The organism is Micromonospora sp. DT228 (assembly GCF_049841595.1).
Lineage (GTDB): Bacteria > Actinomycetota > Actinomycetes > Mycobacteriales > Micromonosporaceae > Micromonospora.
Genome location: NZ_JBNCKO010000007.1, coordinates 127419 through 142483, shown reverse-complemented (window position 1 = coordinate 142483; position 15065 = coordinate 127419). Strand labels below are relative to the sequence as shown.

Genomic DNA, 15065 nt, shown 5'->3' with positions numbered 1-15065 from the left:
CTGCCCTCGTCGCGTCTTCGCCCGGTCGGGAACGGAGACCCATGGACGATCACGCCACTGGCTCCCATCGTCACCTGTCCCGCAGATCCCTGATCGCCACCGGGGCGCTCGCCGCCGGTGCGCTGGGGGCGGCCGCCCCCGCGATCGGCACCGCGTTCGGCCCCAGCCCCGCCCGGGCTGCCGCCGGCGTCACGAAGAAGGTCACCATCTACGCCGAGCAGTTGCCCGGCGGCCTGTTCGGCTACGGTCTGGCGCCCGGCCAGGCCACCGTGCCGGGTCCGCTCCTGGAGATCTACGAGGGTGACACCCTGGAGATCACCCTGGTCAACACCACAAACCAACGGCTCTCCATCCATCCGCACGGGGTGGACTACAGCACCGACTCGGACGGCAGCCCGCTGAACGCCTCGTTCAACAACCCGGGCGAGACGCGCACGTACGTCTGGCGCTCGCGGGAGATGGTCGCCGCGGCGGGCCGCCGGTTCATGCCGGGCAGCGCCGGCTACTGGCACTACCACGACCATGCCATGGGCACCGACCACGGCACCGCAGGGGTGGCCAAGGGGCTGTACGGCGCGCTGATCGTCCGCCGTCGCGGCGACATCCTGCCGGAGAAGCAGTTCACAGTCGTATTCCACGACATGACGATCAACAACCGGATGGCACCGGAGACGCCGATGTTCGAGGCGAACCTGGGCCAGCGGGTGGAGTGGGTCGCCATCGGCCACGGCAACCTGTTCCACACCTTCCACCTGCATGCGCACCGCTGGGCGGACAACCGCACCGGAATGCTGGAGGGACCGAGCGACCCGAGCCTGGTCATCGACAACAAGGATCTCAACCCGGGCAGCTCGTTCGGCTTCCAGGTGCTGGCCGGCGAGGGCGTCGGACCGGGGGCGTGGATGTACCACTGCCACGTGCAGAACCACTCCGACGGCGGCATGGCCGGGATCTTCCTGGTGCGCAACGCCGACGGCAGCATGCCACCGGGCGCCGAGGAGGCGATCCACCGGTTCCAGGGCCACACCCACACGCACGCAGGCTGACCCAACCGAAAGTGGGGACGGGGATGACCAGAAAACCACGACGACTCCTTGCCGCGATAGCGGCCTTCGCGGCACTGATCCCGGCATCGACGGCGGCAGCCGCACCGGGAGCGGCGGCCGCGCCCCGAACGGCTGCCGCCCCGCAGGCGGCGCGGACCGCGGTCCTCGTGTTCCACGGCCCGGTGGCCGAGCAGCAGGACCCGGTGACCCGTGCGGTGGACACCATCAAACAGCTTGGCGTCAGTCATGACATCGATGTCACGGCCACCACGGACCCGGGCGTGTTCACCACGACCGGGCTGTCCGCGTACCGCAGCGTGGTCTTTCTCTCCGCGACGGGCGCCGCGCTCAACCGCGACCAGGAGTCGGCGCTACAGAGCTACCTGAAGGCCGGCGGCGGCTTCGTCGGCATCGCCGACGCCGCCCGCGCCCAGGTCGACTCGGCCTGGTTCACCGGCCTGATCGGCACCCGCCCGGCGGGTGCCATTCCGGTGGCCGAGCCGGTGGCCGCGGTGACCGCCAGCGGCGAGAACCCGCCGACCGAGACCAAGGAGAAGCTGACCGACGGCGACGCCAACACCAAGTGGCTGGTCCGCACCCCGACGGCCTGGGTGGCGTACCAACTGGCCGCGCCCACACGGATCACCGGGTACGCGCTGACGTCGGCCAACGACTTCGTCGGGCGGGACCCGAAGGACTGGACCCTGCAGGGTTCCACCGACGGGCAGAACTGGTCCGATCTGGACCGGCGCACCAACCAGACCTTCGGGGACCGGTTGCAGACCCGCCGGTTCGACATCGCCACGCCGCAGGAGTTCACCCGCTACCGGCTGAACATCACCGCCAACAGCGGTGAGCCGCTGATCCAGCTCGCCGACCTGCGCCTGTTCACCGGCACGGCCACCGCGCCGCCGCCGACCCCCGTGAACCGGGCGGTGGTCGACATCCTGGACCGCAAGCACCCGGCCACCGCGTCGCTGCCGATGACCATCACCCGGTCCGACCGCTGGGACAACTGGGACCCGAACCCGATCGGCAGCGTGCACACGCTCGCCCAGGTGCAGGAGCGGCACTACGACCCGGGGCCGGCCGCCAACGGCCCGTTCCACCCGGTGTCCTGGTGCCGGGACTACGACGGTGGCCGCTCGTTCTACACCGGCATGGGCCACACCGAGGGCAGCTACGGTGAGGAGGCGTTCCGCGCACACCTCGCCGGGGCGCTCAACTGGACCACCGGTCGCGTACGCGGCGACTGCCAGGCCACGATCGCCGCGAACTACAAGGTGGAGCGACTCACGGCGGCCAACCAGACCGGGCAGTTGGACCAGATCGGCGAGCCGCACGGGCTCACCGTCGCGCCGGACGGCACGGTCTTCTACGTCGGCAAGGCGGCCTGCCCGAGTGGCTCGATCGCGGACTGGAACGACCCGAAGGTCGGCCTGGGCTGCGGCACCATCCACTCCTGGGACCCGCGGACCAAGCAGGTCAAACTGCTCACCACCCTGGAGGTGATGGGCAACCGGGGCAGCGGCTCCGAGTTGGTGAAGAACGAGGAGGGCCTGCTCGGCATCGTGCCCGACCCCGCCTTCGCCGACAACGGGTGGCTCTACGTCTACTGGATGCCGCACGAGTCGATCGACCGGGTGCAGCGGGTCGGGCAGCGCACCGTCTCGCGGTTCACCTACGACCGTGCGGCGCAGACCATCGACCAGGCCACCCGCAAGGACCTGCTGACATTCCCGGTGCAGATCCACAGTTGCTGCCACGCCGGCGGCGGCATGGCGTTCGACGCCAAGGGCAACCTCTACGTCGGCTCCGGCGACAACAACTCCTCCGAGGGGTCGCAGGGCTACTCCGGCAACAACTGGACCCAGGAGTACCAGGGCATCTCCTTCCAGGACGCCCGCCGCACCTCGGGCAACACCAACGACCTCGCCGGCAAGATCATCCGGATTCACCCGGAGGTCGACGGGACGTACACCATCCCGGAGGGCAACCTCTTCCCGCCGGGCACCGAGAAGACCCGCCCGGAGATCTACGTGATGGGCGTGCGCAACATCGCCCGCCTCCAGATCGACCCGGAGCACCAGTGGCTGACCGCCGGCTGGGTCGGCCCGGACGCCGCGTCGCCCAGCCCCACCCTCGGCCCGGCCAAGTACGAGACCGCCACCATCATCACCTCGGCGGGTAACCAGGGCTGGCCGTACTGCATGGGCAACCGGCAGCCGTACCGGGACCGCAGCAGCACCGACGCGAGCGTGCTGACCGGCTGGTACGACTGCGACAACCTGAAGAACACCTCCCCGCGCAACACCGGACTCGTGGACATTCCGGCGGCCCGGGACAACATGATCTGGTATTCGCCGGACGGCGGCGGCCCGGTCTTCCCGAAGCGCACCGACGGCAGCGGCCTGCCCACCTACGTCGCGGCCGACGCCACCTACACGCAGCCGTACCTGCGCGGCGGCGGGCAGGCCATCATGTCCGGCCCCACCTACCACCGCGACCGGGTCGACCCGAACAGCACTGTGGCGTGGCCGGCGTACTGGGACGAGAAGTGGTTCATCGGCGACCAGTCGAACGCCGCCAACCGGGTCGCGGTCACCGTCGACGAGGCCGGAGTGCCGACGGCGGCCCCGCCGGTCCACGCCGAGACGCTGCGCGCCATCATCCCGAGCGGCAACGGCGACACCCGCCTGCAGAGCTGGATGGACGCCACGTTCGGCCCGGACGGCGCGCTCTACCTGCTGGACTACGGAGGCGGGTTCTTCAGCCTGCACCCCAACCAGAAGCTCATCCGGATCACCTACACCGGCGGCGCGCCCACCCCGGCACCGGCGGCGACCTCCGTGGCCGTCCAGAACAAGCCCCTGACCATCGCCTTCGACGGCGCGCGCTCCGGCGGCGTCAGCCACCGGTGGGAGTTCGGCGACGGCGTCACGTCGACCGAGGTGAACCCCCGGCACTCGTACGCCAGGGTCGGCACCTACACCGCGAAACTGACGGTCACGTACGCCGACGGTGAGACGGCGACGGTGCAGACCACTGTCACGGTGGGCTGCGCGGTCCCGGACGACCGGCAGAACGTGTGGCTCGACGACACGGACACCGGGGTGCCCAGCCGCACGGTCGGGCAGGGCTGCACGGTCAACGACCTGATCGACGACGAGAGCACCTGGGCCGACCACAACAGTTTCGTCCGCCACGTGACCGCGGTGACCCGCGCGCTCCAGGACGACGGACTGCTCAACGCCCGCGAGAGCGGCACACTGACCCGGCTGGCCGCCGCGTCCGAGATCGGGCGCAACGGACACACCGGGTACGAGCCACTCTTCGACGGCACCGCCGAGTCGCTACGCGGCTGGCAGCAGGCGCCGACGGGATCGTTCAGCATCCAGCCGGACGGGTCGCTGCGCTCCAGCGGCGGCCTCGGCATGCTCTGGCACACAAAGGAACTTGCCGACTTCTCACTGAAGCTGCAGTTCCGCGACATCGCCCCCGGCACCGGACGGGCCAACACCGGCGTCTTCATCCGGTTCCCGGACCTGCGAACCCCGCTCGACCAGCGGCCACCGGACAGCTGCGGCACCGTCGGTTCGGCCCGGACCTCGCCGGCCTGGATGGCCATCTACTGCGGACACGAGATCCAGATCTACGACGGTGAGACAGGTGAGCCGCAGAAGACCGGCTCGGTCTACAACTTCGACCCGGTGCCGCTCGCCCAGGCCGGTGTCACCCCGAAGAACGAGTGGAACGACTACGAGATCCGCGTGGTCGGCCAGCACTACACGATGATCCGCAACGGCGTGGTGATCAACGAGTTCGACAACACGCCGGGCAAGCAGTCCTCCCGTGCCGGCGATCCGCCGACCGACCTGCGGCAGTTCCTCAGCGGCTTCATCGGTCTGCAGAACCACGGTGACAACGACCTGGCCGAGTTCCGCAACATCCGCGCGCGGGAACTCTAGGAGAAACGATGACCCGACGACTCACGGCCGCGCTGTCGGCGCTCCTGCTCACGGTGATCCCGATTGCCGCCAAGCCCGCCAGCGCCGCCCCGCGCGTCGCCGCGGACCAGGTGTTGACCTGGACCGCCGACGACAACATCACCCGCTACAAGTCCGCCCCCGCCCAGGCGGTGGCCGGCGCGACCACAATCATCTGGGAGAACAGCGCGGCCACCGGCAACACCACCGGGATGCCGCACACGCTCACCTTCGACACCAGCACCGAGGGCTACAACCACGACGTCACGCTCAACATCCTGGCCAGCCCGTTCGACGCCAACGACGGACGCCACCAGGCGACGGTGAATCTGACCCCGGGCCGGTACCGCTACTTCTGCTCGATCCCGGGCCACAGCCAGATGGTCGGCGAACTGGTGGTCACCGACGGCGGAGGTGGCGGCGACACCACCGCGCCGACCGTCGACGCCGCCGTGTCGGGTGACCGCGACGGCGACGGCAACTACCTCGGCGCGGCCACGGTGACCGTGACGGCCACCGACGCCGACTCCGGTGTGGCCACCGTCGAGTACCAGGTCGACGACACCAGCTTCCAGCCGTACACCCAGCCGGTGCGGGTGACCGCGATCGGCGACCACTCGGTGCAGTTCCGCGCCACCGACCAGGCCGGCAACACCAGCGCGGTCGGCTCGGTGTCGTTCCGGATCGTCGAACCGACCGAGGAGGACACCACCGCGCCGGTGGTCACGGCCACGCCGACCGGCGAGCAGGACGGCGACGGCAACTACATCGGTACGGCCACCGTCACGCTGACCGCCACCGATGCCGGGTCCGGCGTCGCCACCATCGAGCACGCGCTGGACGGGGGAGCCTTCACCGCGTACGCGAACCCGATCGTCGTGACCACCGTGGGCATGCACATGCTGCACTACCGGGCCACCGACGTCGCCGGAAACACGTCGGCGGAGCAGATGCTCCACCTCACCGTCGTGGAGCCGCAGGCCGAGGACACCACCCCACCCACGGTCGCCGCCACGGTGGCGGGTGACCAGAACGACGACGGCGCGTACGTCGGCGGCGCGACCGTCACCGTCACCGCCACCGATGACGGCTCGGGTGTGGCGTCGATCGAGTACGCGCTCGACACCGGCGGCTGGACCGCGTACGCCGGCCCGGTCGCGGTCCGCAGCGTCGGGGCGCACACAGTGCGGTACCGGGCGACCGACACCGCGGGGAACACCGCCACCGAACAGTCGGCCACGTTCACGGTGGTGGCCGACGGCACCGACGGCTGCCCCGCCTCGGACACCCGGGCCACGGTGATCATCGACGGTGACGACACCGGCGTGGCGAACGTCGACACCGGCGACGGCTGCACCATAAACGATCTGATCGACGAACACGCCGACTATCCCGGCCACGCCGACTTCGTCCGGCACGTCGAGGCGGTCACCGCCGCGCTCGTGACCGGCGGCACGCTCAACCGGCGGCAGCAGGGCGCCATCGTCCGGGCCGCGGCCCGATCGGACGTCGGCGCATGAGTCCTCGAACCTCATCGACAGGGAGTACAACGATGCCCGGACGTACCGTCGCCAAGCTGGCCACCGTGAGCGCCGTCGTCGCCGCCTCGGTGTTCGCGGTGGCGCCCACCGCACACGCCGACCTGGTCACCCACTGCATCGGCACCGGCGGTGCCGTGACCGTTCCCAACGACCTGCTCGTGCCGGCCGGCGAGTCCTGCGCCCTGACCGGCACCACGATCACCGGCAACGTCACCGTCGCGGCCGGCGCCAACCTGGTGGTCGCCGGTGGTCGGGTCAGCGGTGAGGTACGCGTCGCCGCGGACGGCTACCTCGACGCCACCGAGACGACAATCGACGGTCAGGTGGTGTTGGCCGCCGGCGGCTACGGCATTTTCCTCAAGGGCGCCAGCAGCGGCAACGTGACGGTGCGGCCGAAGGGCACCGCGACCGTCGACAGCTTCCTGTTCGTGGAGCAGTCGACGATCGCCGGGACGGTCACCGCCGGCGCCGGTGAGGTCCGGCTCGACCGCGGCACCCAGGTGCAGCGCAACCTCAGCAGCACCGGCACCTACTACACCGACGTGCACGACTCGTTCGTCGACGGCACCCTGTCGGTGCTGAACAGCGCCACCGGCAGCGTGGTGTGCGGCAGCGCGGTCCGCGGTCGGGCCACCTTCGCCGGCAACCTGGGTGGTGTGCAGCTCGGCCCGAACGGCACCCTCGACAGTTGCGCCTCCGGCGGCTACTGGGGCACGGACGTCAGCGTCACCAACACCACCGGCGGTGTCACCGTCGACGACAACATCATCAACGGTGGGTTGACCGTGACGTCCAACGACCCGGCCGCCCAGGTGGCCGCGAACAACCGGATCCGTGGCGGCGTGACAGGTGAGCAGGCGGCGGCGAGCAGCAACGTGGCTGCCCGGGTGGCCGCCCCGGACCGCGAGGAGGCTGGCGACGAGCGGGCTGAGCTTCGCCGTACCTCGGCGGTGCGGGAGGCCACCGAGGCGGGCGCCGCCCGGCTCTAGTCGATTCATGCGACAACGGCCGGTCACCCCCGAGTGGGGGTGACCGGCCGTCGCGTCGTGCTCGTCGGTCAGAAGTTACCTGCCGAGTTGCACTTCACGCCCTGGTCGAGGCAGTTGCGCACCCGTGCGGCGAGCGCCTCGTCCTTCCAGGCGTTGAAGAAGTCCGCGTGCATGGAGAACGAGGTGCCGGACGCGAGGGTGATGCCGTCCGTGTTCGCGCTCAGCGGGTACGAGATCACGAACGACACCGAGGGAACCGGCACCGGGTGGCTCTTCGGGCAGGCCCCGGTGTGGTCACCGTTGGCCATGTGCGCCTTGTGGTCGGGGCTGTCCAGGTGCTTGCCGTCCCAGCAGTCCGGGAAGGTGATCTGCCGGACGATGTTCGCGGTCTTGGCGCAGACCGGGAAGGTCTTGTCGGCGCTGCGGCCGACTTCGCCGCCGATGCCGGCGCACCAGAAGTGGTTGCCCTGCTTGTCCGGGGTGTCGACCTGGTTCTTGGCGTTACCGGTGATCATTCGCAGGCCGAACGGGAAGGGTTGGGTCTTGCTCGGGTCCTTGAGACGGGATCCGTAGTAGACGGTCACCTCCGTCGGGTCCACGACCTTGCCGTTCTGGTACATGGTGGGCACCCAGTAGGCGGACTGGTCGTCCGGCGAGTTGCACGTGGTTGCCGTCGACGCCCGCAGCGACTCGGCTGTCGAGTTGGCGTCGGTCGACGTGTTGCCCCAGAAGGTGTGGTTGTGCGAGCCGCCGACCAGCTTCGGCAGCACGATCGGGTCGTCGCTGTTGTGGTGGCTGGTCTTGCAACCGACGTTGAACTCGGGCACCTTGACCGGGTTGCCGGTCACCGGCTTGGGCTTGCGGGCGAAGAACGCACGCGTCGCGGATGCCTGCGCGGCCGGGTCGATGGTGATCCAGCCACCGGCCACGGTCGGTGGGGCGGCGCCGGTCGACGGGGTCACCGGCTTTCCCGAGGCGGACGGGGCCGCCGAGGCGCTCGGCGTGCCCGGCGCACTCGACGCGCTCGGCGGGGCAGCGGCGTCACCGGGGACACCGGACGCCGGTGCCTCCGGGCCGGACGAGCCAATGCCGGTGTCGCTCGATGGACTGGACGCGCCGGGGGTGCCCGGGGCCTCCTTGCATCCGCCGGCAAGCGCCACGCTCAGCAGCAGCAGCGCGGTGGCGGAACGACGTTTCCCAGGGGTGGATCGCAGACTATTCAACAGGGGTGCACCTTTCTTCCGAGCGAAGAATACGAGTGCGACTCCTGTTCGCTGCCCACCGGGCCGATTAAATCTCCCTTAAATGTCGTTCCGCGATTGCCCGAGCGGCTGTGCGCGACGGTCTAGCTGTCAGATCAATCTCATTTCCCTGATTCTTCTCCAAAAACTGTAATCGGCGACCGCGCCGCCACTCGTCACTTTGAGTGGCAGGCAGCCCCGGTGCCGATCGCGCTATTCCTCGGCCCTCGGTTGGCCGCGACGGCCACCTGGTCAGCAACCGTCGCGGGCCTTGCGCAGGAAGGTCTTCCGCGACATGACCTTCGTGGACTCCCGCCCGCTCGGCGCCAGCACCTGGCCCGCGCCGATCCGCGGGAGGTCCTCGAGCGTGAAATCTACCGAGATGATGCCAAGTCCACCGACGCTGTAGGTGACCCCTGGCCTGAATTCGGCGAGCGGTTCGACGTCCACCACACGGCCCAGCGCCCCCGAGAAGTAGTCGGTGGCCTCGTCGACCGTCCAGCCGTCCGGCGGCTGACCAAGCAGGGCAACCTCCACGACATCGCTCGTGGGTCGGCCGCCGATGCGCCACCTGAAATCCGGGTGATCGGTCCCGTCGTCCGGGTATTCCTGGTAGACGCTGAGCCCTGCGACAATGCCGCCGCAGTGCACCAGGACAGCGACCGGCTGGCCATCATGGACGGCGAGGCCGACGAGAGGCTCGTCGGGAGGGGTGCAGGCGGCCAGAAGGCCGAGTAGCGGCAGGGATAACAGAATCCACGGGAATCGTCTTCTGCGCATGTCGTCAGCATTCCGAGGGAGCATCACGCTCCGATTCCCTCATGGTCACGAAAGGTAGACAGGCGGGGTGGGCTATGACTGCCCGGCGGGGCGGTCGCCGGTGACCAGGTTCGTGTAGATCGAGATCCCGGCGTTATTGATCAACAGGGTGAACTGCCGGGCGAAGTGCCGGCCGAGGCACGATTGGCGCCGGTGACCAGCGCGATCACCGGTGATCTTCCTGATGGGTGCCTGCTGGCAGGTTCAACGACGAGCGGTACGCGGGCTACGCTGGAACCTGACGCTGACGTTAGAGACAAGTTGTGTGACTGGTGTCACCGACGGGGGAGGGCCCATGCGCATCGGAGAGCTGGCCGCGCAGACCGGGGTGTCCGCGCGAGCCCTGCGCTACTACGAGGAGCAGGGACTCCTGACGGCCGAACGGAGCAGCGGCGGTCAGCGCCACTACCTCGACAGCGCGGTCGACCGGGTGCACCTGATCCAGATGCTGTACGCCGCCGACCTGTCCAGTCGGACCATCCTGGACCTGCTGCCCTGCGTCGACGCGCAGGTCAACACCCCGGAGTCCCGGGCGCTGCTGCGCGCCGAACGCGACCGCATCGATCAGCAGATCGCCCACCTCCGGCAGGCCAGGGACCGGCTCGACGCGGTCATCGCTCACAGCGAGAGCCCGGCGAGCGGCTGCACTCGGGCGGAAGCCGACGCCCTCGTGCCTGAGGACCGTGCCCGCAAAGGTTCGCCACCATTGAGGGGCGCCGCGATGGTGCCGGTCGCCTGACGCGAGGTCCCGCCCAGGCCGCTCGGTGAAGGTCCCGTGGGACGGCTGCCTCCGGTAGGCCCGGATTGTGCCAGCTTCCCATCGCCGTCTGATGTCGCCTGCGCAGACTGTGCGAGATATGCGACTGAAGATGTCATCCACGTTTGTCGCGTGTCTATCTTCGATGCGTAGTGCGGCTTGTTGGCGTGGACACGGGGGAGGTCCGACGCGGTGGCTGAGTTTCCGGCGCATTTGTTCAAGATGGATGGTGATCCGTCGGCGGTTCGGTCGTCGGCGTCGCGGTGGCAGGGTTTTGGTTCGGCGGCGTCGCAGGCGGCGGGGCAGATCACGGGTTTGGACACGTCGCAGTTCGTGGGCCCGGAGGGGGATCTGTTCCGGGAGGGGCTGAATGCCCAGATGCCGGGGCATTTGCGGGTGACTGGTGATGCGTTCGGCAGGGTGTCGACCGGGTTGACGGTGTTTGCGGGGTCGTTGTCGTCGTTGCAGGATCGGATGCGTCCGTTGGCGCAGCGTGCGCCGGGTTTGTGGGCGGCGTTGCAGGCCGCCCGGGGGCGGGCTGATCGGGCGAGGCAGGCTGATGAGCGTCATGAGCGGGAGGTCGCCGACCGGCCGCCCGAGGAAGCCGCGGCGGCGGCGCCGGATGCGTATCGGTCGGACGCGGGTGCGGCGGGTTCGGCGTTGTCGCAGGCGCAGCGGGACTGGGACGAGTGTGTGGCCCAGGCGGGTGCCTTGCGGGGTGAGTTGTCCACGGCGGTGCGTGATTGCGTGCGGGTGGTCAATGACGCGAAGGGTTTGCGGTTCAAGGAGAACCCGAAGTGGTGGGATCTGAAGGGTCAGTTCACCAACTTCGTGCGGGACAACCAGGAGTTGTTGGCGCAGCTGTCGGGCGCGTTGAAGATCGTTTCGCTGGTCGCGGGTCTGCTCGCTTTCATTCCGATTCTCGCCCCGATCATGGGGCCGATCGCGATCGCGGCGGGTGCGGCGGCTCTGCTGATCGATGCGTCGCTGTATGCGGCGACGGGTAAGGGCAGTCTCACCAACCTGTTGATCGATACGGTGATGACGGTCGTGCCTATCGGTCGGCTCGCGATGCTGGGAAGACCGGTGTTGGCCCTGGCCAAGAAGGGGCTGCCGACCCTCGCCAAGGGTTTGACCAAGGCGCGGGCGGCGCTTCCGAGCATGCCCCGCCCGAGCATTCCTCTGGGGTTGCGTAAGTGCGCGGGTGATCCGATCGACGTGGCCAGTGGCGAGGTGGTGCTCACCCAGACCGACGCCGAGCTACCGGGTCTGCTCCCGTTAGTCCTCAGCCGTAGCCACGTGTCCTCGTATCGGGTTGGTCGGTGGTTCGGGCCGTCCTGGGCGTCGACGCTTGATCAGCGGGTCGAGGTCGACGAGCAGGGGGTGTGCTTCGTCGCCGAGGACGGGATGGTCCTGTCCTATCCGACGCCTCTGGATGGCGGCGGGCAGGTCATGCCGGAGGCGGGTCCCCGCTGGCCGCTCACCCCGACCCCGGACGGATTCCGGGTCGACCAGCCGGAGACCGGTCGCGCCCTGCACTTCCAGGTAGTGCCGGACTTTCAGGTAGTGCCGGACTTTCGGGCGGTGTCGGACCAGCCCGAGCCCGAGGGCGGTCAACCCGAGCCAGAGGGTGACGGCGACGCCGTTCGGGTGCTACCCCTGACAGCCGTGACCGACCGCAACGGTCACCGGATCGACCTGCACTGGCGCGACGGTGTGGTCACCGAGGTTCGGCACAGTGGTGGGTACCGGATCGCCGTGGACACCCTGCACGGACAGGTGACGGCGCTGAGTCTGCTCGACGCGGAATCGTCGGGTGACGCCCGGACCCTCGGCCGGTTCGGCTACGACGAGGCCGGTCACCTCGCCGAGGTGATCAACGGGTCGGGGCTGCCGCTGCGGTTCGGCTACGACGACGACGGCCGGTTGACCCTTTGGCAGGACCGTAACGGGCAGGAGTACCACTACACCTACGACGAGCAGGGACGCTGCGTCGCCGCCACCGGCTCCGGCGGATACCTGTCCGCGCGGTTGCACTACGACCCGGTCGACCGGAAGACCACGGTGGACGACTCGCTCGGCCACACCACCGTCTACGAGCTGACCGAGCGTGGCCAGACCGACCGGGTCATCGATCCGTTGGGTCATGCCACGGCCTTCACGTGGGACGGGTCTGATCGGAAGCTGTCCGAGACCGATGCTCTGGGGCGGACAACTCGTTGGTCCTACGATGACGACGGCAATCTGGTCGAGGTCACCCGCGCGGACGGCAGCCGGGCGACGGCCGCGTACAACGACCTGCATCAACCGGTCGTGGTCACCGACGTCGACGGTGCCCTCTGGCGTCGCGAGTACGACGAGCGCGGCAACCTGACCATGGTCACCGATCCGATCGGCGCGACCACCCACTACCGCTACGACGAGGCTGGTCACCTCAGCGGGCTGACCGACGCCCTGGACGGCACTCTGGTGGTGGCGACGGATCCGGTGGGGTTGGTCAGCCAGGTCACCGAACCCACCGGAGCGGTGTCGACCTACCGGCGGGACTCAGCGGGACGGGTTTCCGAGGTCACCGACCCCGTCGGGGGCACCACGCGTCTGGGTTGGACCGTCGAGGGGCGGCTGGCCTGGCGGCGTGGCCCGGACGGGGCGAGTGAGGAGTGGACCTACGACCCGGAAGGCAACCTGGTCACTCACACCGACCAGGCCGGGGCGACCACCGAGTTCGAGATCGGCCCCTTCGACCTGCCGGTGGCGCGTACCGGGCCGGACGGTGCGCGGTTGGCGTTCGGTTACGACACGGAGTTGCGGCTCACCACGGTCACGAACCCGCACGGGCTGACCTGGCGCTACGACTATGACCCGGGCGGGCGACTGGTCGCCGAAACCGACTTCAACGGCCGGACGCAGACCTACACGCACGACAGTGCCGGCCAGGTCACAGCCCGGACCAATGGGACCGGGCAGACCATCGAGCTCGTCCGCGACCTGCTGGGCAACGTCGTGGGGAAGCGCACCGCCGAGGGCATCACCACCTTCGGGTACGACCCGGCCGGCCGGCTGCTGCACGCCACCGCACCCGAGGCCAACCTCCGGTTCGACCGCGACCCACTCGGTCGGATACTCGCTGAGATCCGCGACGAGCAGACCATCACCTCGTCCTACGACGCGCTCGGCCGCCGGACGTTCCGACGTACCCCCGCCGGGGTCGACAGCGCCTGGGAGTATGACGCCGGCCACCGGCCGGTGGCGCTGCACACCGGTGGCGCGACGGTCAGCTTCACCCACGACGCGGCCGGCCGGGAGACCCGGCGGACCGTCGGCGGCCTGGCTCTCACCCAGAGTTGGGATGCCAACCACCGGCTGCTCTCCCAGATCCTCACGGCGAGCCCTTTCGTCAGCGACGTGCCGGACCTGGTCGCCCACCGGGCCTACCAGTACCGCGCTGACGGTTACCTGACCAGCGTCGCCGACCAGGTCACCGGGGAGCGGCGGTTGGAGTTGGACCGGGCCGGCCGGATCACCGCGGTGCAGGCCGCCGACTGGACCGAGCGGTACGCCTACGACGAGGCCGGCAACGTGGCCAGTGCCGCCTGGCCCGGTGGGGATGGCGACGGCGGCGCTCGGGGTGAGCGGGAGTACACGGGCACCCTGATCCGTCGGGCCGGGAACGTGCGCTACGAACATGACGCCGCGGGCCGGGTCACGCTGCGCCAGCGCAAGGAACGCTCGACCAAGCCCTCGACCTGGCGCTACACCTGGGACAGCGAGGACCGACTGACCGCCGTCACCACCCCGGACGGCACCCGATGGCGCTACCGGTACGACGCCCTGGGCCGCCGGGTCGCCAAGCAGCGCCTCGACGCCGACGGCGGTGTGGTCGAGCAGGTCGACTTCGCCTGGGACGGCCCCCGCCTGATCGAGCAGACCCACCGCCGCGACGACGGCGACCGGACCAGCACCTGGGAGTACGCCCCCGGCACGTTCACCCCGATCAGCCAGACCGACGGCCCAGGCGACCAGGACGAGGTCGACCGCCGCTTCTACGCGATGGTGACCGACCTGGTCGGCACACCCACCGAACTGGTCACCCCCGACGGCCAGGTCGCCTGGCAACAGCGCACCACCATCTGGGGCATCCCGACCCACACCAGTGCCACCGGAGTCGACTGCCCACTCCGCTTCCCCGGCCAGATCCACGACCCGGAAACCGGCGCCTCGTACAACTACCACCGCTACTACGACCCAGACACCGCCCGGTATTCCTCTGCCGACCCACTAGGCCTCGATGCGGGGCCCGACTCGCATGCCTACGTCGACAATCCCACGCATCGAATTGATCCGTTCGGTCTTGTCCCCTGCCGGGTTCCGCACCGTTCGACTCCACGAATGGAAGACGGAAATCTCAAGGAGGGTTGGATTCATGTGGATGCCAGGCACGTCTCCGGCAACCATCCGAATGGGCCGGGGGACCTGTTTGCCAGTGGGACCACGCGTGATCAACTTACGGCCGCAGCCGAGACGGTCGTCCAGCGGGGAAGCCGAATCTCCGATCCGGCCCGCCGGTTGCAGACTTTCGAGAAGAAGATGAAGGTAAACGGTGTTCGGGACTGGGTCAGAGTAATTGTTGATTCCGACGACGCAAATCGCGTGATCACCATATTTCCGGTTCGGCAGGGAGTGTAG

At 69.2% G+C, this 15065-nt stretch carries 7 protein-coding genes and 3 pseudogenes; 8 read left to right on the top strand and 2 right to left on the bottom strand.

The genetic code is table 11. The features are described from left to right. The first annotated feature begins 41 nt into the window (after positions 1 to 41). From ACLQ29_RS16565 to ACLQ29_RS16540, 6 genes and pseudogenes are all read left to right on the top strand, one after another. Entirely contained in the window at positions 42 to 1046 is a 1005-nt protein-coding gene (locus ACLQ29_RS16565) for a multicopper oxidase domain-containing protein (protein WP_425772418.1), read from the top strand. A 23-nt stretch (positions 1047 to 1069) separates the two neighbouring features. Beyond that, the gene (locus ACLQ29_RS16560) at positions 1070 to 5014 is read left to right on the top strand and encodes a ThuA domain-containing protein (RefSeq protein ID WP_425772417.1); all 3945 of its coding nucleotides are present in this window, start codon (positions 1070 to 1072) and stop codon (positions 5012 to 5014) included. An 8-nt stretch (positions 5015 to 5022) separates the two neighbouring features. Then, a pseudogene (locus ACLQ29_RS16555) lies at positions 5023 to 5526 on the top strand (cupredoxin domain-containing protein); the annotation flags it as partial. After that, positions 5527 to 5988: pseudogene (locus ACLQ29_RS16550) on the top strand (OmpL47-type beta-barrel domain-containing protein); the annotation flags it as partial. Then, positions 5983 to 6552: an OmpL47-type beta-barrel domain-containing protein gene (locus ACLQ29_RS16545; protein ID WP_425772581.1), complete on the top strand. Its 570-nt coding sequence runs from the start codon at positions 5983 to 5985 to the stop codon at positions 6550 to 6552. The pseudogene ACLQ29_RS16550 and the gene ACLQ29_RS16545, both read left to right, overlap by 6 nt. A gap of 32 nt (positions 6553 to 6584) precedes the next feature. Next, positions 6585 to 7562 carry a hypothetical protein gene (locus tag ACLQ29_RS16540; RefSeq protein ID WP_425772416.1) on the top strand — a complete coding sequence of 326 codons (978 nt, stop codon included), beginning with the start codon at positions 6585 to 6587 and terminating at the stop codon, positions 7560 to 7562. A 68-nt stretch (positions 7563 to 7630) separates the two neighbouring features. On the opposite strand, the gene ACLQ29_RS16535 is transcribed toward ACLQ29_RS16540, so the two are convergent. Continuing rightward, positions 7631 to 8785, bottom strand: a complete 1155-nt coding sequence (locus ACLQ29_RS16535; RefSeq protein WP_425772415.1) for a DUF1996 domain-containing protein — start codon at positions 8783 to 8785, stop codon at positions 7631 to 7633. 270 nt (positions 8786 to 9055) lie between these two features. Continuing rightward, on the bottom strand, positions 9056 to 9583 hold the full coding sequence (locus tag ACLQ29_RS16530; RefSeq protein ID WP_425772414.1) for a hypothetical protein: 528 nt from the start codon (positions 9581 to 9583) through the stop codon (positions 9056 to 9058). Between the two features lie 334 nt (positions 9584 to 9917). On the opposite strand from ACLQ29_RS16530, the pseudogene ACLQ29_RS16525 reads away from it, so the two are divergent. Continuing rightward, a pseudogene (locus tag ACLQ29_RS16525) lies at positions 9918 to 10265 on the top strand (MerR family transcriptional regulator); the annotation flags it as partial. Positions 10266 to 10601: 336 nt separating this feature from the next. Continuing rightward, the gene (locus tag ACLQ29_RS16520) at positions 10602 to 15065 is read left to right on the top strand and encodes a DUF6531 domain-containing protein (protein WP_425772580.1); all 4464 of its coding nucleotides are present in this window, start codon (positions 10602 to 10604) and stop codon (positions 15063 to 15065) included.